Here is a 21525-nt window from a genome sequence, read left to right on the forward strand (position 1 = left end):
CTCGACGATGATTGTGGCCCAGGAAACCTCGGCCGGTAATCCGCTGCTCAATATCGCCATCTTCCTCGCCTTCTTGGTGGTGACCATGTGGCTGGTGCTGCGCGCCGGCAAGTCCACCAAGGAAGCCTCCGATTTCTACACCGGTGGTGGTAGCTTCTCCGGGCGCCAGAACGGCCTGGCCATCTCCGGCGACTACCTGTCCGCGGCTTCCTTTTTGGGCATCGTGGGCGCAGTCGCCCTGACCGGTTACGACGGCTTCTTGTACTCCGTCGGCTTCTTCGTGGCCTGGTTGGTGGCCCTGATGCTGGTGGCCGAGCCCCTGCGTAACGTGGGTCGATTCACCATGGCCGACGTGCTGTCCTTCCGCCTGCGGCAGAAGCCAGTGCGCGTCGCCGCGGCCATCGCGACCCTGTTCGTGTCCCTGTTCTACCTGGTCGCGCAAATGGCCGGCGCCGGCTCCCTGGTGGCCGTGCTGCTGAACATCCACGAATTCGTCTGGCAGGCCGTCGTGGTTGGCGTCGTGGGCATCATCATGATTGTCTACGTCCTGATCGGCGGCATGAAGGGCACGACCTACGTGCAGATGATCAAGGCCGTTCTCCTGGTCGTCGGCGTGGTCGTCATGTGTGCGCTGGTGTTCATCTCCATCCGCGGTGGCTTCAACACCCTCTTCCAGGACGCCATCGACATGCACGCCGGCTCGGAGAACCTCGCCAAGGAGGGCTACCAAGCCGAGCAGATCCTGGAGCCGGGCCTGAAATACGGCGCGACCCTGACCACCAAGCTGGACTTCATCTCCCTGGGTATCTCCCTGGTGCTGGGCGTGGGCGGCCTGCCGCACGTGCTCATGCGGTTCTACACCGTCCCGACCGCCACTGAGGCCCGCCGCTCGGTGACCTGGGCGATCGTTATCATCGGTGCTTTCTACCTGATGACGCTCATCCTGGGCTACGGTGCGGCCGCCCTGGTGGGCCCGGACCGGATTCTCAACGCGCCGGGTGGCGCGAACTCGGCGGCTCCGCTGCTCGCCCTGGAGCTGGGTGGTTCCATCTTCATGGCGATTATCTCCGCCGTGGCGTTCGCGACCGTGCTGGCCGTGGTCGCGGGACTGGCCATCACGGCCTCGGCTTCCATCGCCCACGACGTCTACGACGCCGTGCTGCGCGACGGCCAGGCCACCGAGGAAGAGCAGGTGCGCGTCTCCCACATCACCGTCGTGGTCCTGGGTATTGCCTCCATCATCCTGGGTATTCTGGCCATGACCCAGAACGTGGCCTTCTTGGTCTCCCTGGCGTTCGCGATGGCCGCCTCCGCCAACCTGCCGACCATCCTGTACTCGCTGTACTGGCGCCGCTTCAACACCACCGGCGCGGTGGCATCGATCTACACCGGCGTGGTCTCCTGCCTGGTGCTCATCTTCTTCTCTCCGGCCGTCTCCGGCACTGAGACCTCCATGTTCCCGGGCGCAGACTGGGCCATCTTCCCGCTGAGCTCCCCGGGCTTGGTCTCCATCCCGCTGGCCTTCCTGGCCGGCTACATCGGCACCCTGGTGGGCAAGCCGGACCACCTGGAAGCACTCGCCGCCGAGATGGAAGTTCGCTCCCTGACCGGCGTGGGCGTGGAAGCTCCCGTGGATCACTAAAGATAGGCGGACAACTCGCTAGAAAGAGGCGCCGTGGGCAATACCCCCACGGTGCCTCTTTGTATTATGTAATCCGTGAACCCTAAATCCTCCTCGCGCCACCTGTTGCTGCCTGCCATCGCTGTGCTGGTCATTGCCGCTTTGGCGGCAGCCGCGTGGGGACTCGGGCGCTTCGACGGGCAGAACACGCCCGCCCAGGCCAGCGCTAATAAAGACAAAATCCCGCAGCTGGAAGCCTGGCACGAGACCCGCATCCTCGGCGACAGTGACCGCCCCGACCTCGTCTTCGCCGCGGACTCCGAAACCACCGAGTCCTCGGAGGCCACTGCGACCACCGAAGCAACCAGCAGCAACGACAGCAAGCGCAGCAAGGAAGGCAAGGACAGCAAAGACTCTCCGCGCTCGAAAGAAAGGCGCTCCGAGACCGCCAAGTCCGCGACCGCAGAATCCAAAGCCAAGGACTCTAAGGACTCCGAGGAGGCAAAGGGTGAAAAGGACGCAAAAGACAAGGGTAGTACTGGCATGGACTCGAGCGAGGCTAAGAAGGCCTCGGAGGAGGAGACCACAACCTCGGGCGCTGCGGGCGCCGAAGAACCCGCCGCCGAGACCTTCCCGGACCAGCCCGGCCAGCTGACCTACGTGGGCCTGAGCGATGGCATGCACATGGCCACGGCCAACGAGCGGGAGTCGCGGCCGGCGCTGAGCTTGATCAAGCTCTACATCGCCGAATACGTGGTAGAAAACGGTAAGCCCGAAGAGCAGTTTGAGGCCCTGGATATGGTGGCCAATTCCTCGGACAAAAGCGCTGAGGAGCTCTACGAGAAATACCCTGATTCCATCGAAGACGTCGCGGAGCGCTACTCCCTCAAGTCCACCCAGCCGGATAAGCGCTGGGGATACTCGACGACCTCGACCTTTGATGTGACCAGCTTCATCGCCCAACTGATAGCCAAGGACCCGCTGCACCCGGTGCTGGTGGCGATGTCGCACAGCGACCGCTTTGCCGAGGACGGCTACGCCCAGGACTACGGGACGTCGCAGCTCGACGACGTGGTGGGCACGAAGTTCGGCTGGTCCAACGAGCACGACATACACTCGACCGTCTCCTTCGGGCACGACTTCGTAGTCGCGGCCAACTACTACGGCGACGCCGACGACCTGACCGATTTCGTCACCGCCCATGTCACCGACGACTACCTAGAGCAGGCCAGCGCCGCCGCCCGGAAGTCCGCGCCGGTGACCGTGACCGAAGACCCGCAGGACGTCGAGCAGCAGTCCGAGTCCAAGGCGAAGGACAGCGGCAAAGCGGACAAGGAAGGCAAGAAGGACCAGAAGAAGGACAAAGAAAAGTCCGACAAGTCCGGTGACGCCGGCTCCCGGGACAAGGGGAAGAAAGCAAGCGACGATAAGGGCAACAGATAGGCCGTTCCGGAGCCAGGGATAGAAAAAGGGGCAGAAGGTTTCTTCTGCCCCTGATTGCTAGTGAGGTTTAGCGGCCGCTAAAGCGCTTGGCCAGGTCTGCGGCCTGCTGGATTTGATCCATGGAGACCGAGGAGCCGTTGTAGCTGATGCTGTTGCCGTCCACGCGAGGCAGGTTCGGCATGTTCGGCACCGTCTCGTTCAGGCGGGAGCTCAGGTGGTTGATGGCGTCGGTCGTGGAATTGCCCGCCGGGGCCTGCGGCGCCGGGGTGGCGGGGCGGTTCTGGGCAGGCCGCTTGCCGGCCGCCTGGCCCGGGGTCCACTGGCCCCAGTCCTTGGCGTAGACGTGGTTGATGTCCACGACCACGCCGCCGACGTTGCGCTGCTGGGCCTTGGGCAGCTGGTGGATGGTGGTGCGCGGGTGGATCTTTCCGCCCGAGCCCCAGTCGTGCATCCAGAAGAAGCTGCCGATGCCGTCCTTGCTGGCCCAGTCGATCACGTTGTAGTTGCCGTAGACGCCGGTCTGGTAGCCGGCGGCCTTGAGCGCGGCGGAAAAGGCCTGCAGGTAGGGCTTGATTTGGTTGGTGTACTGGGCGCGGGTGGGGTTGTCATCGATGGCGATGTAGATGGGGCGCCCGGTCGGGCCGCCGGCCGCCTTGTGCAGGGCGATGGCCTGCGGGGCGTGGGTGGCGGCACCGGCGGCGCCGGCCAACCAGTCGGCGTTGCCGGCCCGGCCGAACTGGTAGACCGAGGCGGTGGCCAGCCCGTGGGCGGCGAAGTCCTTGGTTTCCTTCAGGCTGACTGGCTTGCCTAGCATCCAATTCGCGCCGGGGCGCCGCTGTGAGACGTAGCGCATCGCGCCGAGGTGGCCGGCGGCCTTGACCGCGGCGCCGGAGGGCACACCGGCGGAATAGTCCAGCACGGTGCCCAGGATGGGGCCCAGGGCCTGGGCCTGCGGGGCGGCCTGCAGGTTGTAGGCGCCGAAAGTGCCGAAGGCGGCGGTCAGAGCGCCGGCCTTAAAAAGGCTGCGCCGGGACAGGGAACGGTTGCCGATAGATGGGGTGGGCATAGGAGACCTCGCAAGAATAAGAATTGACCACAATAGTCACATCTGTAACAGGGGTACCATATCATGCCAGCCCAGTTCCGTCGAGGCTAACGCGCGCTGGCGACGGACTCAGCCAGAACCAAATCCTCCCAGGGCATGCCCGTGAACTTGAAGACCACCGGCCGCGTCCTATCCAGGAGCACCTCGCCGCGCACGACGTCCCGGAAGGTGACCAGGCGCTCGCGCGCGAGGGCCCCTTCGTCCACGGCCTGGATGACGTCGCCGGCCTCCCGGAAGCAGGTCTCCGGGTCCTCGATGATGACCTGGGAACGCCCCAGCAGCGCGCCGGGCAGCTCCCGCGCGGACGGGGAGTGGGAGCCGACCGCTACGACGACGGCGTCGTCACGCACCGCGGCATCCTCCAGCACCGGCTCGGCCGCCGTGGTGGTCGTGATAATGAGCTCCGCGTCGCGAAGCACCTTGTCGACCTGCTCGGTGCCGGCCTGGGCCCACGGCTCCAGATCCTCCGGCTGGCTGCGGCTGAGGAAGGTCACCTCGACCTCGCGCCTGGAGTAGACCTCGCGCACCGCCGCGGCGTGGGCGCGCGCCTGCGGGCCAGTACCGAAGATAGCGACGGACAGGGGGCCGGTGGACCCTGGCTCTAACACGTCGGCAATACCGGCCAGGGAGACCGCCGGCGTGCGCAGGTTGGTCAGCGCGATGCCGTCGATGGTTGCCCTGGGGGCGAACGTTTGCTGGTCGAAGAGCACGTAGGTGCCCTGGATGCGCGGGTCGTTGCCGCGGGCTTCGGCGTTGACCGACAGCAACTTAATCCCGAACCCGGCCGGAGTGGCCGAGGGCATGAGCAGAAACTCCCCACCGGGGACGTCGATGGCCTGGCGCGCGAGATCCTCTGCCGGGTCGAAGCCTTCCTGCAGCGCACCCCGCAAGGCGGCCACCGCAGACGGGTAGTCGAGACGGTCAAAGACGGTGTCATAATCGAGGAAGTCCATGCCTCAATGATGGCAAAGAATGGCCTTTGTCGGGGCCTTTATCGAAAGCCCTTAGCGCCGCGAAAAGTAGGAGACCCCGGCCAAGATGAGGGCCGTTCCGGCCATGACGCTGGCCGCCCCGATGAACGCGGTCGTTGACAAAACGCCATTCAGGTACAAAAGGCCAGCGATGAGCGCGACTAACAGGGGGGGATTAGTGCGCGGGTATAAGGGACAGGTTACTTATTATTTGTTGCCGCAGCGCTCCCAACTTAGTTGTCCGTTGCAGCGGAAAATACAACCGTTCGGGCTTCGAGTCGATTGTTGGGGGTTTCGGAAAACTCCTCCACCAGCACCAACCCCACCCCCTTGCGACCGGTGTTCCACGGCCTCGCCCAAAATGTTCCACGCCACTGTGCTCATCAGGCAAAGCGCGCCGCGCTTCGGCACCCGCTCCGAACCCCGTTTCGTCAACCGCCGCGGAACCGACCGAACGGTCCCCGCGCCGTCCGTGAAGGTGCGCACAGGGGCTGAACGCTTGGTCTTAAACGTCGTCACGGGTAGCGAGTAGCAAAGAAACCTCACCCTTTTCGAGGTGAGGTTTCACTGTGTAGAGACATCATGTTTCAGAAACACCGCAGTTCCGCATTTGGCCTTAGTTCGCCAGGTGGTTCACATTAGCCAGGTAGAAGAGACCATCATTTCGTGCTTGCTTTTTGCTGTTTTTCGCAACCCGGTAGGTTTTGAGCCCCTCTTCAATCCCTTGATTTGCATACTTGAATATCGCGCTGCCTGAAAAAGCAGCAGCACCAAATGCAGCGTAGGCGGCGGGGTTGTCCTGGAAGTCTGCCAGATCCCAGGAAGGCAATGTAGCTATCGCAACGGAGAAAGCGCCGTGAGCTGCCGCTTTAGTACCCTCTTTTACTGAAGCAACAACAACGTCTTTTACAGTCCCTAGCCTGCTGTCATACACAGCCTGTGTGAGTTCCTCGACCTGAACAGAAACGTCATCAAACCACAGTTGTTCGATTTCTTCGTCAAGGTGGGGCGATAGTGCATCCTCCCGTAGCTTTTCCTGTAGATTTTTGGTGCTTCTCCGATAGTTGGCAAGACTGGCAGAAACCTCCTCCTTCACCTCTAACACCTTCTCAACATCTACCTGGGCCATGTTTGGGAGCAGTAAAATCATATTGCTACCTAACCGAGTTGTTCGGATGTTTTGTCGATGGAAAGCGGGAAGAACCAATCTGCCTTCCTTATGCATAGCTCGGGCAAGTCCTCCGGCCATCGAATCGAATAGAAGATTTCCTTTAGCCGTGGTAATCGCTCTTCCTAGCACCTCAGCCGCCTCATCAGCGTTCGCCATTTTCTGAATGAGCTCATCAGCCCACTCGTCGTTGATAGTGAGTAATCCCGCATCCACCGCGGCGTCAAGCTCGTTTCCTCCGTAGTTCATCCACATTCGGTCGATACTTCGTTTTGTCTCGTTTCCCACTCGGCGAAGACCTTTGAAAACTTCGTTGAAATGGAGGTCGACTTTTCTGAACTCTGGATTATTCCTGCGCTCTGATCGGCTAAACTGCTTACGCTGCTCCGAGTATGCCTCGGCGACTCCCACTAGCGTCGCTAGTTGCGTCCTTGTGGATGGGTCGATCTCTTCTGACTCCGCGATAGTGGCGTACACTCTTAGCGCGAGTTCTTTATCACCGCTTCCTGAAAATTCTTTCATTTGACGAAGTAGCGTAGTTCCAGCCGAGAACATCTCCACACGGTCGGCATACAAGAGGGCAGAGCGAACCATTCGAACATCTTCAGAGAGTGAACCGCTGGTTGCGCTCCTGTCCTGAACACCGGAGATTATCCGGATATACGTGTAGGGCTCTGTTTTGGGCATATTCGATTATCTTCCTTCGATCTTGCGGGTGGTTTGTCGGTTAGCGCACTAGGTTTCGTCAAACGTTCAACGACGATCCTTGTGGCGCTTGTACTCAGGCTTGTCAATTGTCCCGTGTTGTCATCTTGAGCCTTCTTTCTTCTGTACCCGTCTTGCTTCTCGTAACTGCTGGTCGGCACTCGCGCTACCCGAATCCCGCGATGTCTCACGCTCCGGGATTCGACTTCCGCTTTAAGTCTTCCCACGACTCGGACGCCCGAATATCGGACTCGTAGGCAATGACGTAGCCCCACTTCTGGCCGACGAAGTCCTCTTCGCCGAGCAGTTCCCGGACGAGCACCCGAGCCGCGGCTCGCTTCGCTTGTACCGTTTCGTCATCTCGTCCCTTGTCAGACTTGCCCTCGATAATCCACATCGTGCCGTCGGAGTCCTGGGCGACGAAGTCGGGGTAGTAGGTGTCGCGGGTGGTGTACATAATCGACGCGCCGTCAGTGGAGTAGAGGCGCTTCCACCATACGATGTCGGAGGTGTAGTTCAGCAACAGCGCGAGGAGGTACTCTCCGCCCCACGAGTCGAAACTCGCAGCGGGGAACAGTCCGCGGTTCCAACCGTCGTAGAATTCGCGGGGCTTGAACTTCGCCTGCTGGTCTTTAGAGAGTTGCTGGAGCACCTCTTTGCCAAACGGTAAGGTCACGACTTCGTCAATTGGCAGTTCGACCGGAACGATGGTTGTTTCGGTTTGCAGGCTGCTGGCGTGCTGTCGCGCCTTCTCGTTTACAAGTGCGACAAGCTCGTCTACCGCGGATTGCTTCGCTTTCTCCGTCCAGTGGTCGATACCGGCGTTCGCCATGAATGTCGGAAGGACGTATTGGGCTAGTGTGATCGCGTTCTTTTTGTTCTGGGTGACAACCCCGAGACCGAATACGCGGCGGGTGAGTTCGCCGATGACATCGTCTTCCGCCACGGGTGCCGATTCGACCTCCGCGTCGGTGGTGCGTTTCGTGTCGAGCTTGGACTTGCGCACGACGATTTCTTCGCGGGTGAGCGCTTCCTTGGAGTCGGCGACACGGCGTGCTGCCCGGATAATGTCTTCGTCGTCAATGTGGCTGAGCAAGAACGGCGTGGTTGATTTCGCCATAACTGTGGACGGAAACAGGAAGGTCTTTCCGGCGAACTGCTCGTTGACCCTGATTTCCGTTGCCGGGATGTAGTCGGCACGTTGTATAGTTTCGTTGTCACCGACCCGTCGGAACGAGACACCTCCGGTGTTGCCACCAGTGACCTGGGTAGTTTCGCCGGCCGTGGTGCCGGTGTCGCTCGGGGCCTCCGTTGTTTCGCTTGAAGAGGTTGTCGGCCAGGCGGGCGAGCCGGAAGTCGACCCCCTTTGGGTTTCGGTCGAAGGGTTGTTGGTGTTTGGCTGCACCTGTCCTTCGCCTTGGCGGAAGCTTTCTTCCACGTCCATGCCCGAGATTGCACCCTGGGCGGCATCTCCGAGGCCGAAGGATCGCAGCACGTCCTCGTCCTTGAGAAGGGCCTTGAACGACTTGTGGCTCAAGATGTCCAACTGGTCCAGCTCAGCGACACCAGTGCGGGCACCAAAAGGCAGTCGCAGGCCGCGGCCCATCGTTTGCTGGGTGAGAATGTCCGACGACATGGCGCGCAGCGCGCACATCACTGCGACGCGTTTGGTGTCCCAGCCTTCCTTGAGACGGTCAACGGAGACAATGGCACGCACGGTCGACGCAGGGCTGTCGAGCTCGTCTAAGCGGCGCAGCGTGACCGCGTCGTTGTGTTTGTTGTCGAACTGGAGCACTGCCTCGGGGTCGCCGAAATAGCCCGGGCCTTGGAGGATCTTGGTGACTTCTCCGGCGTGGGCGACGCTTTCGCAAACGACGAACAAGAGCGGTTTCGTCCGCTTTCGCTCACCTGTTTCGCCGGGGAAGTTCGCTTTGCCGTACGCCTCGTAGGCCGCCTCTTTGTTTCGCAACAGTGAAACTGCGTCGAGCAGTTGCCTTTCCTCGGCTGAGTCCTTGGGGTATCCGTTCTCGCGGTAGACGAGCATGGGTGACTTCACATAGCCGTCTTCGATGGCGCTATAGAGCGGGTAGTGGAAGATGACGTGGTCCGTATCGGATGCCGAAGCGGTCAACCCAATCGTGGCAGCGGGACGCAAGTCCTTTAATGCCTTGTTAAACGCCTTGGCTGACGTGCCGAACAGGTGAGACTCATCTGCGATAACCACGAGGTCGTCCAGGTTAACCAGGTAATCGTAGAGCGAACCGGACTCCTCTTGGTGGTCGCGAATCTTGCGGCGCATACCGTCTTTCGTGTCTGCGGCAGCGTTGGCTCTCTTCGGCTCAATAAGTTGCGACACGTTAAAGACGTAGACCATCGGACCGTCTGCGGCATTTCGGAAAAGCTCAGACTGGTCAGCACGCCACGCGCCGTAGTTGCCAGGCGAAACCACCTGGGGAGCAGAAGAAAAGCCGTCAACGTAGCGACGCGAGCCCTGAGTGAAGTTTTGGACGGTCTTGTTCTCCAACACCGTGGAGGGTGGGACGACCACCATGACGTTTTTCACCCCGAAGCGCGACAGATACTCAATTAACGCCGCCATGAGGTAGGTCTTGCCCGCGCCGGTGGCCATGTGCATGACCATGGGCTCTAGCGGGTCAAAGTCGCCCGTGAGGTGGTAGATCAGCTTGCGCAACGCACGCTTGTTGGGGTCTCGTAGCTGGAACTCTGTGGCAATACTGTCGATGAGTCCTTGGTCAAGTGCGATTGGAAGTGCCATGTCTACTTGCCCTCCTGCGTAGCCGAGTAAGTGAAAATGTCGTTCGGGATGTGGACAATCTGACACGGCGTGTCCGTTGTCCTCGCGAACTGCCTAATTCCCGGTTCGAGTTCCGTTGCGGCGAGCGTGACGCCTTCCCCTTCATTGAGGTGGGCGAGAAGCTCTTCGGCCTTGTCTTTGTCGAGCCGGCCTTCGACCACCTTGAGGAACATAGAGCCGCGCTTGCCGTCGAAATGGCGGTTGTCCGGGGTGAGCGAGAAGTTGAGGTTCGCTGCGACAGAGTTGACGAGAGTCGCACCGGTTGCCGCTTCGGTAAGCGTCACTAGACCCAAATCGGGGACATAGTCGAAACACTGTGGAGCAAGGTGGGCGACTGTAAAACCGCCACCTCCGCGCCAGTTGACGACTCCCTTCTGGTTCTTGGTCTTCGTCGCAGTCTTGAGCGCTTTGACTACCGCTTCGGTTTTGAATTCGGGGTTCGCTGCAAGCACCTTGTTGAGAGCACTGTTGAATTTTTGTGCTTCCTCCGGCGAAAGACCGTCGGGAAGGCCTTCCTCGGTCGCGTCGATGCGCTCTGGCTTCTGAATGCTGATTCCGCCTTGGTCCTCGTTATTAATCACCTTTTCCAGACGGGGGCGAGTAAAGCGGTTGAAGGTGTCCTCCACGAGCTCACAGGTGGCCCAGCGCCGGCCCATCTTCTGAGCTACCGCGGCGGTAGTTCCCGAACCGGCAAACACGTCGAGAACGACGTCTCCGGGATTCGTGGCGATGTGGATGACGCGCTCTAGCAGGCGTTCGGGCTTGGGAGTGGAGAATGCCGAACTTCCCGGGAAGAGTGCTCGAATTTCCTTCGCCGCGGTGTCCGTGTGACCAACGTCTTTGTAGGGGAGCAGGCTGACTGGGACTTTGCCCGGCTTCTCATCGAGGTAGGACTTGTAACGGAAGCGCCCTTCACCGCCCTGGGTGAGCCAGAAACGGGGCCAGTTCCCTTGCGTGTAACGCCTCTTGCCATCCTGAAGGGCTTGACCCACGTCGCCAGTTAATACGATGGCTTTGACGCCCCTCCGGACCTCATCAACCTCAATTCCGCAAAGTTCGGCTCTTGTTTTTTCATCCCCAACGTCTACCAGAGCATATTGACTTGAGTATTGCTTCATCTCCTTTAGTACGTCTTCTTGACCTTGTGCCCAGTGTCGTCCGCGCGTCGGGTACAACAGTCCCCCGTTAACTGGGTGCTGGATAGCGTAAACCATTCCCTGGTGGGTGCTGGCGCCGGAAGCGGTTGCATCGGAGTTTGCCCATAACCCTCGGTGGTCCCCATCGGGATTTGAGTATCTTGAGTCCATGTCGGCAGTTCGTGGGAGCCGATTAGGAATGAACGCCGAAGACTTCCGGTAGACCAAAATCACATCTGTCACACTCGGGATACCCTTTGAATCATTACGAGGAGAGTACGTCTTCTCCCAGGTCATCTCCGTGACGAAGTTCCCACTTCCAAACACTTCGTCCATGAGTGCGCGCATGCGGTGGTTTTCTACGTCATCGAGGTGAACCCAAATCGACCCGTCATTGCTAAGAAGCTTGCGTAAGTGAACGAGGCGGTCACGCATCATGGTGAGCCATACGGAGTGTTCGAGGTTGTCCTCGTAGTTGGCAAAGGTCTGTGCGGTGTTAAACGGCGGGTCAATGTAGATGCACTTCACCTTGCCGAGGTACTTCTCGCGTAACTCAGGCACGCGAGTAAGGCCTTCAAGCACGTCGCCGGACTCACCAAGGATCAGCAAATTGTCCTCGGTCGGGTCCAAGTCAGCCCGCTCCGAGTATTGCGTGTCCTCGTCCTTCGGCGACTGCTTGCCGGTGACCACCTCGTCAACGACGAATGCCCGAGTCTCGCAGTACCGAGGGTCTTTTGGGTCGACCCACTCGTATGCGTAGCGTCCCTCTTCGCTGGGAATGAGCGCCTTGTCCTTGTTGAACCAGGTCAATTCAAGTAGTTGCTTCGCGCCGGCCACCGTTTCGCTGCCTCGTTTCGTCTGTCGGGGCGTTCAAATATTTCGCACTTTATTGTAGCCGGAGCAGCGACAGACACCGAAGAAAATTCGGCTCGAGGGGAACATGTTTTTGGATCGTTAGACAGAGCCCCCGTAACGGTGTACCGGATTAGTCCGTCTTGCCGGTTCATGACGACGTATCGTCTCATTACGGTGCAGTGAATTACCCCACTATTTTCTGCTGGTGTTTGCTCTCTCCCACGACACGGTGGAGGTATGCAAAACGAACTACGTATTTCCGCGGGCGGTCTTTACTCCCAGCCACAGACGCACACCGAGGCCGACTTCGAGCCTGGTCACGGTCTCCAACGTCGGCCACGAACTGCCGTTGAGGATGACAGAGATGGTCGAGGCGGCGACGCCAGACTTCTCCGCGACCCCCTTGACGCTTCGGTAGCCGTTCCGCTAGCGCCGGTGGTTAATCACCATGGCCTGGATCATCTGGTGTTCAGGCGCGCTCACGTCCAGGCTGTCAGGCCAGCCAGGGTAAAGGCTGGCGGGGCTACCGGGCTTCGGTCGTACCATGCCTTAACCGTAGCGCCGGGGACATCGAACGCACTGCTAGGGGTAGTCGTAGCCGCCTTTGGACCGCAAGTGGGGTTTGCGAGCGTTTTGGTGCGGCTACAACGGCAGCTCCAACACGGCCTCGGCACTCGCCACCGTCTCGGTGCTCGGCCACGACGAACCGGCCAGCCACCGACGAAGAACCGCGTGTCCTATACCCGAGTGCACCGCGAATTCGCTCTGCGAGCTCGCCCATCCCCGCTCGATCTCCAGTGCGAGCGCTTGCCTCATCAACCACGCCTTCTTGTAGGCGGCGGGCAACTCTTCGGGGTCAACATTCGGCCACTCGGGGTAGGCGGTGGCCGGCGGGTCAAGAGTGCTCACGGGTGTAACCGTATCGGTTATCGAAGCGCTTTCCGAGACGCACAACACTGCGGGGGTAGACCGGGACAGCGCGTTCGGGTCCGTGATCATGTCGAGAGACGCACAACACTGCGGGGGTAGACCCCTCGCACGGAAGTGGGGCACTCGATGAGTCTCACGTCTGAACAACGAGCGAAGCTCGACTTTCACATCGACAATTACAACCCGGTAATGGTCTCAAACAACGACTGGGAGCAGGTGGGGCCTTTCGCCCGGTGGGCTACTGCCGAGTGCTTCGAGTACCAGGACGAAACCGTATTCTCGCTCAAAGACGGTCTTTACCGTGGCCCCGACCGCGTCATGCGAGCTTTCACAACAGCAGCGGTAACGGCGCTGCACTCCGGACGTGACGTCACGCCGGAAGAGGTGCTCTCAGACGCGAACATTCTGCTCACGCTGGAGCAGTTCAAAGGTGGAATACGAGCCTCTGTCCGCTTCTTCCTTACGGCCGCCAGCGACATCATCCTCGGCGTGCGCCTCAACGTGGCGGGCAAAGAACTTGAGTACGCGATCCGAGAACCCTACGAGCAGAAAGACTTCGATGCCCTCTGGGGTTGGCTGGTCACGCAACCGACCCGACTTCGGCGAGAACGAGCCATGCTGCTTGTGGCTATGTGCATGGGTGCAGGTCTCGGCAACGACGCTGCGCTAGTAAGAGCACGCGACGTAGAGGTCGATGACAACGGCGTTGTGTGGTTAAACGTCGAGCACTTCCGCGGCCCATACTTCGCTCCGAAGGTGCCAATGGCTCGCACCTTCGCGAAAGACTTCATGTCCATTGTGGACACAAAGTCGCGTGAAACCGACGAGCCACTTCTCGGCTGCTACAACCGAAAGGACTACGCCACCGGCTACCTCAATAAAGGTCAATCCTTCCACGTCAACGCCTCTCGACTCAGGGTAACCTCACTACACCCAAGACCGTGCATATAGCGCGAACACCCTGGCCGGCACTTTCCCGAACGCGCCACCGGTGGCCGCATAACCCGCTAGACCGCAGGGTTTCAATGAACGAAGACCCTCCGGTCCAACAGTCATGTTCGGAAACCCCAAAAGCCCCGGAATTGGTCGCGAAAGACTCGCTCCGAGGCTCATTTTCTTGGGAAAATAGCCAGTTTCGGTAGAAAATGAAAGCCGAAGCCTCATTTCAAGGTTCCGGCTCTCGTACCGCGGGAGTTTTCTGAACACTTTCAAAAAGTTTTCCGAAACCCCTTGTTAGGCAGTGCCCCAGAGTGGATTCGAACCACCGACACCGGCTTTAGGAGAGCCGTGCTCTATCCCCTGAGCTACTGGGGCCTAGGAAGCTAGGTTACCCGAGGGCGCGCGAGGCGCGGAAATCGGCTAGCGTTGGCGGTATGGAACACCAAGGCAGTGAGGTTGGCGGCGCGCCGCGGCGGGCGGACGCGGAATTCGTGGATGTCCAGCGCCGGGAGATTTTCACCCAGATCATCCAGCGCGATGGGGTGGAGGTCCTCGCCGTGGACAAGGCCATGCCGGGCGGGGAGCGCAAGCGCGTGCTGCTGCTCAACAAGTATGATGCGCAGCGCCTGCGCGCGGTGCTAGAGGCCTACCTCAACACCATCTACAGCAAGGAGCTGGCTGGGATGGCCGGGACCTTGTCCCCGGCAGATATGGTGGAGCTCTTCGGGGAAGAAGAGGACGGAGAGGACTAGGCGACGAAGACTAGGCTTCCTCGCCGGTCAGCTCGCGCAGCTTGGCGCGCACGGTAGAGGCCTCCGGGTTGGTCTCGTGGGTGCCGTCGGAGTAGAGGACGGTGGGCACGATCCGGTTGCCGTCGTTGACGGACTTGATCCACTCGTTGATGTCCTCGGTACCCGCGGCCTCCGCATCGACCAGGGCGTAGGGGGTCTCCGTGCGGTCGAGGCGCTTAATCAGGCGGGCGGAAAACGGGCACCAGTCCGCGTAGAAGATAGTGACGTGATCGTGGGTTTCCGGGGTCTTAACGCTCATGTTAAGCAGCGTCCTTTCGTTCGTAGGTTAAAAAGCGGTACTTCATGGGAAGATCGCTGGGCGGGGTGCCCGGGATGGTTAGCCGGCCCTTGTCGGAGGTGAGCCAGTCGCTATCGCGGCTGAGCCCGAAGTGGGCAGGCACCGCGGGGGCAAAGACCGCCTCATCGCCGTAGATACTACCGATGTTCACGCCCATCAAGGTGATTTCGATGACGTCGACGTCGTCGATCGTGGCGGCGTAGAGCTGCCCACCGCCCATCACCCAGGCGGAGTCGAGCTCCGGCAGCTTATCGATGCCGGCCAGTACCTCACCGCCGGCGGACCACTCGCCGGGGGCGCGGGAGGAGATGATGAAATTCTCCCGGCCCGGCAGGGGGCGGAACTTCGGGTTCAGCGACTCCCAGGTCTTGCGGCCCATGACCACCGGGCTGCCCAGGGTGGTCTGCTTGAAATGCGCCAGGTCCTCCGGCACGTGCCACGGCATGTCCGTGCCGTCGCCGATGATGCCGTCCAGGGACTGCGCCCAGATGGAGCCCAAGCTTGTCATCTAGACCGCCACCGGGGCCTTGATGGTCGGGTGCGGGTCGTAGCCGATGACCTCGAAGTCGTCGAAGTCGTAGTCGAACATGGACGCCGCCTTGTGCAGCTTGAGCTGCGGGTAGTCCCGGGGAGTGCGCGAGAGCTGCTCTTCGACCTGGGCGCGGTGGTTGTCGTAGATGTGGCAATCCCCGCCGGTCCAGACCAGCTCGCCGACCTCGAGGCCGGCCTGCTGGGCGAACATGTGGGTCAAGGCGGCGTAGGAGGCCAGGTTGAACGGCACGCCCAGGAACATATCGGCGGAGCGCTGGTAGACCTGCAGCGAGAGCTTGCCATCAGCCACGTAGAGCTGGAAGAGCAGGTGGCAGGGCATCAGCGCCATCTTGTCGAGCTCCGCGACGTTCCAGGCGGAGACCAGGTTGCGGCGCGAATCCGGGTTGGACTTGAGTGTTTCCAGCGCCTGCGAGATCTGGTCGATGTGGGCCCCGTCCGGGGTGGGCCAGGAGCGCCACTGAACGCCGTAGACCGGGCCCAGATCGCCGTTGTCGTCCGCCCATTCGTTCCAGATGCGCACGCGGTTGTCCTGCAGCCACTTGACGTTGGAGTCGCCGCGCAGGAACCACAGCAGCTCACCGATGACCCCGTGGAAGTAGACCTTCTTGGTGGTCAGCAGGGGGAAGGACTCGGATAAGTCGTAGCGCAGCTGCCGGCCGAATAACGAGGTTGTGCCCGTGCCGGTGCGGTCGCCCTTGGGGGAGCCGTGGTCGAGGATGTCGGAAAGCAGGTCTTCGTACGGGGTGTATGCCATAGCGCTAGTTTAGAACCCTCCGTATTCTTTGGCGTAGTCCGCCGCGTGGGCCAGGATATCGTCGGCCAGCTCCGGGCGGCAGACCAGCAGGTCCGGGATGAAGGTGTCCTCGTTGTTGAAGGTGATCGGGCTGCCGTCCAGGCGGGAGGCGTGCAGGCCGGCGGCCAGCGCCACGCCCACAGGGGCGGCCTGGTCCCACTCGTACTGCCCGCCGGAGTGGATATAGCCGTCGTAGTCGCCCAGCAGCACGTGCATGGCCTTGGCGCCGGCCGAGCCCACGCCGACGGTCTCAAATCCCATCTTCTCCGAGATATAGTCCGCCACCTTCGGCGGGCGGTTGCGCGAGACCACGAATTTGTGGGACAGCGGGCCGGTGACCGCGCGGACGTCGGAGGACTTGAACGTCACGCCCAGGTCCGGCAGGCCCACCGCGGCGTGCGCGGGGCGGCCGTCGATGGTCAGGGCGATGTGCACGGCCCAGTCCTGGCGGCCCGTGGCGAATTCCTTCGTGCCGTCGAGCGGATCGACCACCCAGACGCGGTCCTTGGAGAGGCGATCCGGGTTGTCGGTGGCCTCCTCCGACAAGAATCCGTCGTCGGGGCGGTGCTGGGCCAGCACCCGGGAGATCCACTCCTGGGCGAGCTCGTCCCCGGCGTCGCCTAAGGCGCGGCTGCGCAGCAGGCCTCCCTTGCGGACCCCTTTGAGGATCTCGCCGCAGCCTTCGGCGATCATGTTGGTCAGGCGGGCATCATCTAGCTGGACGGTCATACCCGTAGAGTCTAGCCGCCGCGTTAAAGTAAGGCATGGCCGAAAACATCCTGTCGCGCTTCAGCCCGCCGGTGCGGGACTGGTTTACCGAGGTCTTTGCGCAGCCCACCGAGGTGCAGCAGGAGGCATGGTCGGCTATTTCACAGGGCGACCACGCGCTGGTCGTCGCGCCGACCGGCTCCGGCAAGACCCTGGCGGCCTTCCTCTGGGCGCTCAACAGGCTGGTCGAGCGCGACGGCCAGACCAGCCTGCCCATCGGGCAGGAGGCCAGCCGCAGCTCCACCCATGGCGGGGTGAAAGTGCTCTATATTTCCCCGCTCAAGGCCCTCGGCGTGGACGTGGAGCACAACCTGCGCGCGCCCCTGGCCGGCATCGCCCGCGTGGCCGAGCGCCTAGGCCTGGACCACCCGGACATCTCGGTGGGCGTGCGCTCCGGGGACACCCCGCAGGCTGAGCGCAACCGCCAGGTTCGCCGCCCGCCGGACATCCTTATCACCACGCCCGAGTCGGCCTACCTCATGTTGACCTCCAAGGCCGCGGGCGTCTTGAGCTCGGTCGAGACCGTCGTGGTGGATGAGATCCACGCCCTGGCCGGCTCCAAGCGCGGCGTGCACCTGGCGCTGAGCCTGGAGCGGCTGGCGCTGCTGGCCGGAGACTTCCAGCGCATCGGGTTGTCCGCCACCGTGCGCCCGCTGGAGACGGTGGCACATTTTTTGGGCGGGTCCCGCCCCGTCGACATCATCGCCCCGCCGGCCAGCAAGCGCTGGGACCTGGCCGTGCACTGCCCGGTGGATGACATGGCGGACCTGCCCACCCCGGAGCAGGGCTCGCCCATTGGGGAGCTGACGGTGGATGATTCGATTGGCATTACCAGCGGGGACGACCTGCTGGAAGAATCCGCGCTGCCGACGGCGAAGTCCATCTGGCCCTTTATCGAGCAGGACGTCTACGCCGAGGTCATGGCGCACCGCTCGACCCTGGTCTTCGTCAACTCGCGCCGCACCGCGGAGCGGCTGACCAGCCGGCTCAACGAGCTCTACGCTCAGGAACACGACCCGGAATCTTTGTCCGCGCCCACGCGCCGGGACCCGGCGCAGCTGATGAAGCAGGTCGACGTCGCGGGCAAGGCGCCGGCCGTTATCGCCCGCGCCCACCACGGCTCCGTGTCCAAGGACGAGCGCGCTATGACCGAGACCATGCTCAAGGAGGGCACGCTCAAGGCGGTGGTGGCGACCAGCTCGCTGGAACTCGGCATCGACATGGGCGCGGTCGACCTGGTCATCCAGGTCGAATCCCCGCCGTCGGTGGCCTCCGGCCTGCAGCGCGTCGGCCGCGCCGGGCACACTGTGGGCGCGGTGTCCACCGGCTCCTTCTACCCGAAGCACCGCGCCGACCTGCTCCAGGCCAGCCTGACCACCAAGCGCATGCGCGAAGGCCTCATCGAGCGTCTGCACACCCCGTCCAACCCCCTGGACGTGCTCGCGCAGCAGACCGTGGCCGCCGTCGCCGCCGCCCCGGACGGGCTCGGAGTGGAGGACTGGTACGACACGGTCCGGCGGGCCTGGCCCTACCGGGACTTGCCGCGTGAGGTATTCGACGCCGTGCTCGATCTAGTCAGCGGCGTTTACCCTTCGACGGATTTCTCGGAACTCAAACCCCGGGTGGTCTACGACCGCGTCGGCGGCGTGCTAACCCCGCGCCCGGGCGCGCAGCGCGTGGCGGTGACCAATGCCGGCACCATCCCGGACCGCGGCATGTTTGGCGTCTTTTTGGTCTCCGGCGCCGAAAACCAGGCCCCGCGCAGGGTGGGCGAGCTCGACGAGGAGATGGTCTACGAGTCCCGCGTGGGCGACATCATCACCCTGGGCGCTAGCTCCTGGCGGATCGAGGACATCACCCGCGACCAGGTGCGCGTTAGCCCCGCGCCGGGGCACACCGGGCGGTTGCCCTTCTGGAACGGGGACGCCGCCGGCCGCCCCTACGAACTCGGCCGGGCGCTGGGCGCCTGGCGCCGGGACGTCCACCAGGACCCGGGAATCCTCGCCGACGTCGACGTCCGCGCGCGGGACAACATTGTTTCCTACCTGGGTGAGCAGTACGAGGCCACCGGTCTCATCCCGGATGATACGACCCTGCTGCTCGAGCGTTTCCGCGACGAGCTAGGCGACTGGCGCGTGCTGTTGCACACCCCATTCGGCCGCGGGGTCAACGCCGCCTGGGCGCTGGCGGTCGGCGCCCGCGTGGCGGAGAACACCGGCATGGACGCCCAAGCCGTGGCCGGCGACGACGGCATCGTCCTGCGCCTGCCGGAGGCCGACCAGGAACCGGACGCCAGCCTGTTTAACTTTGACGCCGACGACATCACCGACATCGTCACCGAGCAGGTCGGCGGCTCCGCGCTCTTTGCCTCCCGCTTCCGCGAGTGCGCCGCCCGCGCGTTGCTTCTGCCGCGCCGCAACCCCGGCAAGCGCGCCCCGCTGTGGCAGCAGCGCCAGCGCGCCGAGCAGCTGCTGGACGTGGCCCGGAAGTACCCGTCTTTCCCCATTATCCTGGAGACCGTGCGCGAATGTCTCCAGGACGTCTACGATCTGCCCGCCCTGCAGGAGGTCATGCGGGAGCTGGGCCACCGGCGCATCCGGATCGCAGAAGTCACCACGGACAGCCCCTCGCCGTTCGCCTCGACGCTTCTGTTCAACTACACCGGCGCCTTTATATACGAGGGCGACTCGCCGCTGGCGGAAAAGCGCGCCGCGGCGCTGGCCCTGGACCCGTCCCTGCTGGCCAAGCTTTTGGGCACGGTGGAGCTGCGCGAGCTGCTGGATGCCGACATCATCGCCGAAGTTCACGCCCAGCTCCAGCGCACCGCCCCCGACCGCCGGGCCCGAACCACCGAGGAGGTGGCCGACTTGCTGCGCACCCTGGGCCCGGTGGCCATCGAGGATCTGCCGGCGCACACGGACGTTCCGTTAAGCGCTATCGATGCCGCCCTGGCCGGCCGCGTGATGCACGTGCGCATAGCCGGGACCGAGCACCTGGCGCAGGTCAATGACGCCGCCCTGCTGCGCGACGGCCTGGGTATCCCGGTCCCGCCCGGGGTGCCGGCACAGGTGGACACGGTCACCGACGCGCTGCCGCAGCTGCTCAGCCGCTGGGCGCGCACCCGCGGGCCGTTCCTGATTAGCGAGGCCGCGGCCGCCTTCGGGCTGTCGGTCTCTGCGGCCTACGGGGCCATCACCGGCTTGGACAAGGTGGTGGAGGGCCACTACCGCGCCGGGGTGGAGGAGACCGAGTACTGCGCGGCCGAGGTCCTCAAGGTAATCCGCAGCCGTTCCCTGGCCGCCGCCCGCGCGGCGACCGAGCCGGTTAGCGCCACCGCCTTCGCCCGCTTCCTGCCCGCCTGGCAGCAGGTCGCCCCGGCCGGTACCCGCCCGGCGCTGCGCGGGGCCGACGGGGTCCTAGCGGTCATCGAACAGCTCGCTGGGGCCAAGGCCCCGGCCTCGGCCTGGGAGAGCCTCATCCTGCCGGCCCGGGTGGGGGATTATTCGCCCGCCCACCTGGACGAGCTCACGCTGTCCGGCGAGGTCCTCATCGTCGGCGCGGGCAAGGCCGGCTCGGCCGATCCTTGGATCATGCTCTTGCCGGCGGACTACGCCGCCCAGCTGCTGCCGCAGAACGAACCGGAGGGCTATTCCATCCTGGAGCGTGCGCTCCTGGAACACCTGGGCACGGGCGGGGCCTTCCACTTCGGGGAACTGGCCGCCGACGCGCCGGGCACCGAGGAGGAGGTCCGCCAGGCGCTGTGGCAGCTGGTGGAGGCCGGCGCGGTCTCCCCGGATTCCTTCGCCCCGGTGCGCGCCCGCCTGGCGGGCAAGACCGGCGGCAAGGCAGCCCACCGCGCCAAGCGCCGGCCGAACCGCTCGCGCCTGCGGATGGGGAGGACGTCCTTTGCGCAAGCGCAGCGGGTGAGCACCCCGCCGGACGTGGGCGGGCGTTGGGCGCTCACCCCGCCGGCCGCGCAGGACCCGACGGCGCGCTCGGTCGCGCACGGCGAAGCCTGGCTGGACCGTTACGGCGTGGTCACCCGCGGCAGCGTCGTGGCCGAGGACGTCCTGGGCGGTTTCGCCCTAGCCTACAAGGTCCTGTCCGGCTTCGAGGAATCCGGCAAGGCCATGCGCGGCTACGTCATTGAGGGCCTCGGCGCGGCGCAGTTCTCCGTACCCGCGGTCATCGACCGCCTGCGCGGGGATCAGGACAGCCCCGATGTCACCGGCTGGCCGTCGGGCCACGAACCGGACACCGTGGTGCTTGCCGCCTGCGACCCGGCCAACCCCTATGGCGCGGCCCTGGCTTGGCCGGAGACCCCCGGTAAGCCCAACCGCGCCGCTGGCGCCCTCGTGGCGCTGGTCGACGGGCTGCCCATCGTGCATTTAAGCCGCGGCGGCAAGTCCCTGACCACCTTCCCTCACGTGCTGCCGGAAGGCGTCGACCCGGCCGAGGCATTGCAGCGGGCGTTAGGCGGGCTGCGCGAGCTCATCGCCGCTGGCCGCCTCCAGCCCTTGGTCGTCGAAAAGGTCAACGGCGTGGCCGCCTTGCAGGCCCCAGAGGCCGAGGCGCTGCGTGCCGCCGGCGCGGGTCTGAGCCCCCGCGGCCTGCGGATCGCCGCCACCGCCGCCG

General features: G+C 63.3%; 15 protein-coding genes, 1 tRNA gene and 1 pseudogene. 5 read left to right on the forward strand and 12 right to left on the reverse strand.

Annotation, left to right across the window (positions count from 1 at the left end; genetic code table 11):
- Positions 1–7 precede the first annotated feature (7 nt).
- Both HMPREF3067_RS08820 and HMPREF3067_RS08825 read left to right on the forward strand, forming a co-directional pair.
- On the forward strand, positions 8–1642 hold the full coding sequence (locus HMPREF3067_RS08820; protein ID WP_070769356.1) for a solute symporter family protein: 1635 nt from the start codon (positions 8–10) through the stop codon (positions 1640–1642).
- Between the two features lie 75 nt (positions 1643–1717).
- Positions 1718–3064, forward strand: a complete 1347-nt coding sequence (locus HMPREF3067_RS08825) for a DNA-directed RNA polymerase I subunit RPA34 (RefSeq protein WP_070769357.1) — start codon at positions 1718–1720, stop codon at positions 3062–3064.
- Positions 3065–3131: 67 nt separating this feature from the next.
- Here the strand turns inward: HMPREF3067_RS08825 and HMPREF3067_RS08830 are convergent, their stop codons facing one another.
- The 7 genes and pseudogenes from HMPREF3067_RS08830 to HMPREF3067_RS08855 form a co-directional block, all read right to left on the reverse strand.
- Entirely contained in the window at positions 3132–4130 is a 999-nt protein-coding gene (locus tag HMPREF3067_RS08830; protein WP_070769358.1) for a DUF1906 domain-containing protein, read from the reverse strand.
- Positions 4131–4216: 86 nt separating this feature from the next.
- Entirely contained in the window at positions 4217–5122 is a 906-nt protein-coding gene (locus tag HMPREF3067_RS08835; RefSeq protein ID WP_070769359.1) for an ornithine cyclodeaminase family protein, read from the reverse strand.
- A 634-nt stretch (positions 5123–5756) separates the two neighbouring features.
- Positions 5757–6995: a hypothetical protein gene (locus tag HMPREF3067_RS08840; RefSeq protein WP_070769360.1), complete on the reverse strand. Its 1239-nt coding sequence runs from the start codon at positions 6993–6995 to the stop codon at positions 5757–5759.
- Positions 6996–7200: 205 nt separating this feature from the next.
- Positions 7201–9789, reverse strand: a complete 2589-nt coding sequence (locus HMPREF3067_RS08845; RefSeq protein ID WP_070769361.1) for a DEAD/DEAH box helicase — start codon at positions 9787–9789, stop codon at positions 7201–7203.
- A 2-nt stretch (positions 9790–9791) separates the two neighbouring features.
- A complete protein-coding gene (locus HMPREF3067_RS08850; protein WP_070769362.1) occupies positions 9792–11801 on the reverse strand; it encodes a site-specific DNA-methyltransferase in 2010 nt (669 codons plus the stop codon).
- Positions 11802–12068: 267 nt separating this feature from the next.
- Positions 12069–12218: pseudogene (locus tag HMPREF3067_RS11675) on the reverse strand (helix-turn-helix domain-containing protein); the annotation flags it as partial.
- Positions 12219–12461: 243 nt separating this feature from the next.
- Positions 12462–12728 carry a helix-turn-helix domain-containing protein gene (locus HMPREF3067_RS08855; protein WP_070769363.1) on the reverse strand — a complete coding sequence of 89 codons (267 nt, stop codon included), beginning with the start codon at positions 12726–12728 and terminating at the stop codon, positions 12462–12464.
- 147 nt (positions 12729–12875) lie between these two features.
- On the opposite strand from HMPREF3067_RS08855, the gene HMPREF3067_RS08860 reads away from it, so the two are divergent.
- Positions 12876–13700 carry a hypothetical protein gene (locus HMPREF3067_RS08860; RefSeq protein WP_070769364.1) on the forward strand — a complete coding sequence of 275 codons (825 nt, stop codon included), beginning with the start codon at positions 12876–12878 and terminating at the stop codon, positions 13698–13700.
- 290 nt (positions 13701–13990) lie between these two features.
- Here HMPREF3067_RS08860 and HMPREF3067_RS08865 read toward each other — a convergent pair.
- Positions 13991–14063 (reverse strand) — tRNA-Arg (locus HMPREF3067_RS08865).
- 59 nt (positions 14064–14122) lie between these two features.
- Between HMPREF3067_RS08865 and HMPREF3067_RS08870 the strand changes: the two genes are divergently transcribed.
- Positions 14123–14440 carry a cg0963 family protein gene (locus HMPREF3067_RS08870; protein ID WP_070769365.1) on the forward strand — a complete coding sequence of 106 codons (318 nt, stop codon included), beginning with the start codon at positions 14123–14125 and terminating at the stop codon, positions 14438–14440.
- A 10-nt stretch (positions 14441–14450) separates the two neighbouring features.
- Here the strand turns inward: HMPREF3067_RS08870 and HMPREF3067_RS08875 are convergent, their stop codons facing one another.
- From HMPREF3067_RS08875 to HMPREF3067_RS08890, 4 genes are read right to left on the reverse strand one after another with little or no spacing between them, the layout of a single operon-like run.
- On the reverse strand, positions 14451–14738 hold the full coding sequence (locus tag HMPREF3067_RS08875) for a glutaredoxin domain-containing protein (RefSeq protein ID WP_070769366.1): 288 nt from the start codon (positions 14736–14738) through the stop codon (positions 14451–14453).
- A gap of 1 nt (position 14739) precedes the next feature.
- The gene (locus tag HMPREF3067_RS08880; protein ID WP_070769367.1) at positions 14740–15285 is read right to left on the reverse strand and encodes a dihydrofolate reductase; all 546 of its coding nucleotides are present in this window, start codon (positions 15283–15285) and stop codon (positions 14740–14742) included.
- Positions 15286–16083, reverse strand: coding sequence for a thymidylate synthase (locus HMPREF3067_RS08885; RefSeq protein WP_070769368.1), 798 nt, complete (start codon positions 16081–16083; stop codon positions 15286–15288).
- A 9-nt stretch (positions 16084–16092) separates the two neighbouring features.
- Positions 16093–16851: a 3'(2'),5'-bisphosphate nucleotidase CysQ gene (locus HMPREF3067_RS08890; protein ID WP_070769369.1), complete on the reverse strand. Its 759-nt coding sequence runs from the start codon at positions 16849–16851 to the stop codon at positions 16093–16095.
- 35 nt (positions 16852–16886) lie between these two features.
- Between HMPREF3067_RS08890 and HMPREF3067_RS08895 the strand changes: the two genes are divergently transcribed.
- Positions 16887–21525 (forward strand): ATP-dependent helicase (locus tag HMPREF3067_RS08895; RefSeq protein WP_070769370.1); only part of this gene is annotated, 4639 nt, incomplete at its 3' end.

It is taken from the genome of Corynebacterium sp. HMSC04H06 (assembly GCF_001815935.1).
In the GTDB taxonomy this organism is placed as follows: domain Bacteria; phylum Actinomycetota; class Actinomycetes; order Mycobacteriales; family Mycobacteriaceae; genus Corynebacterium.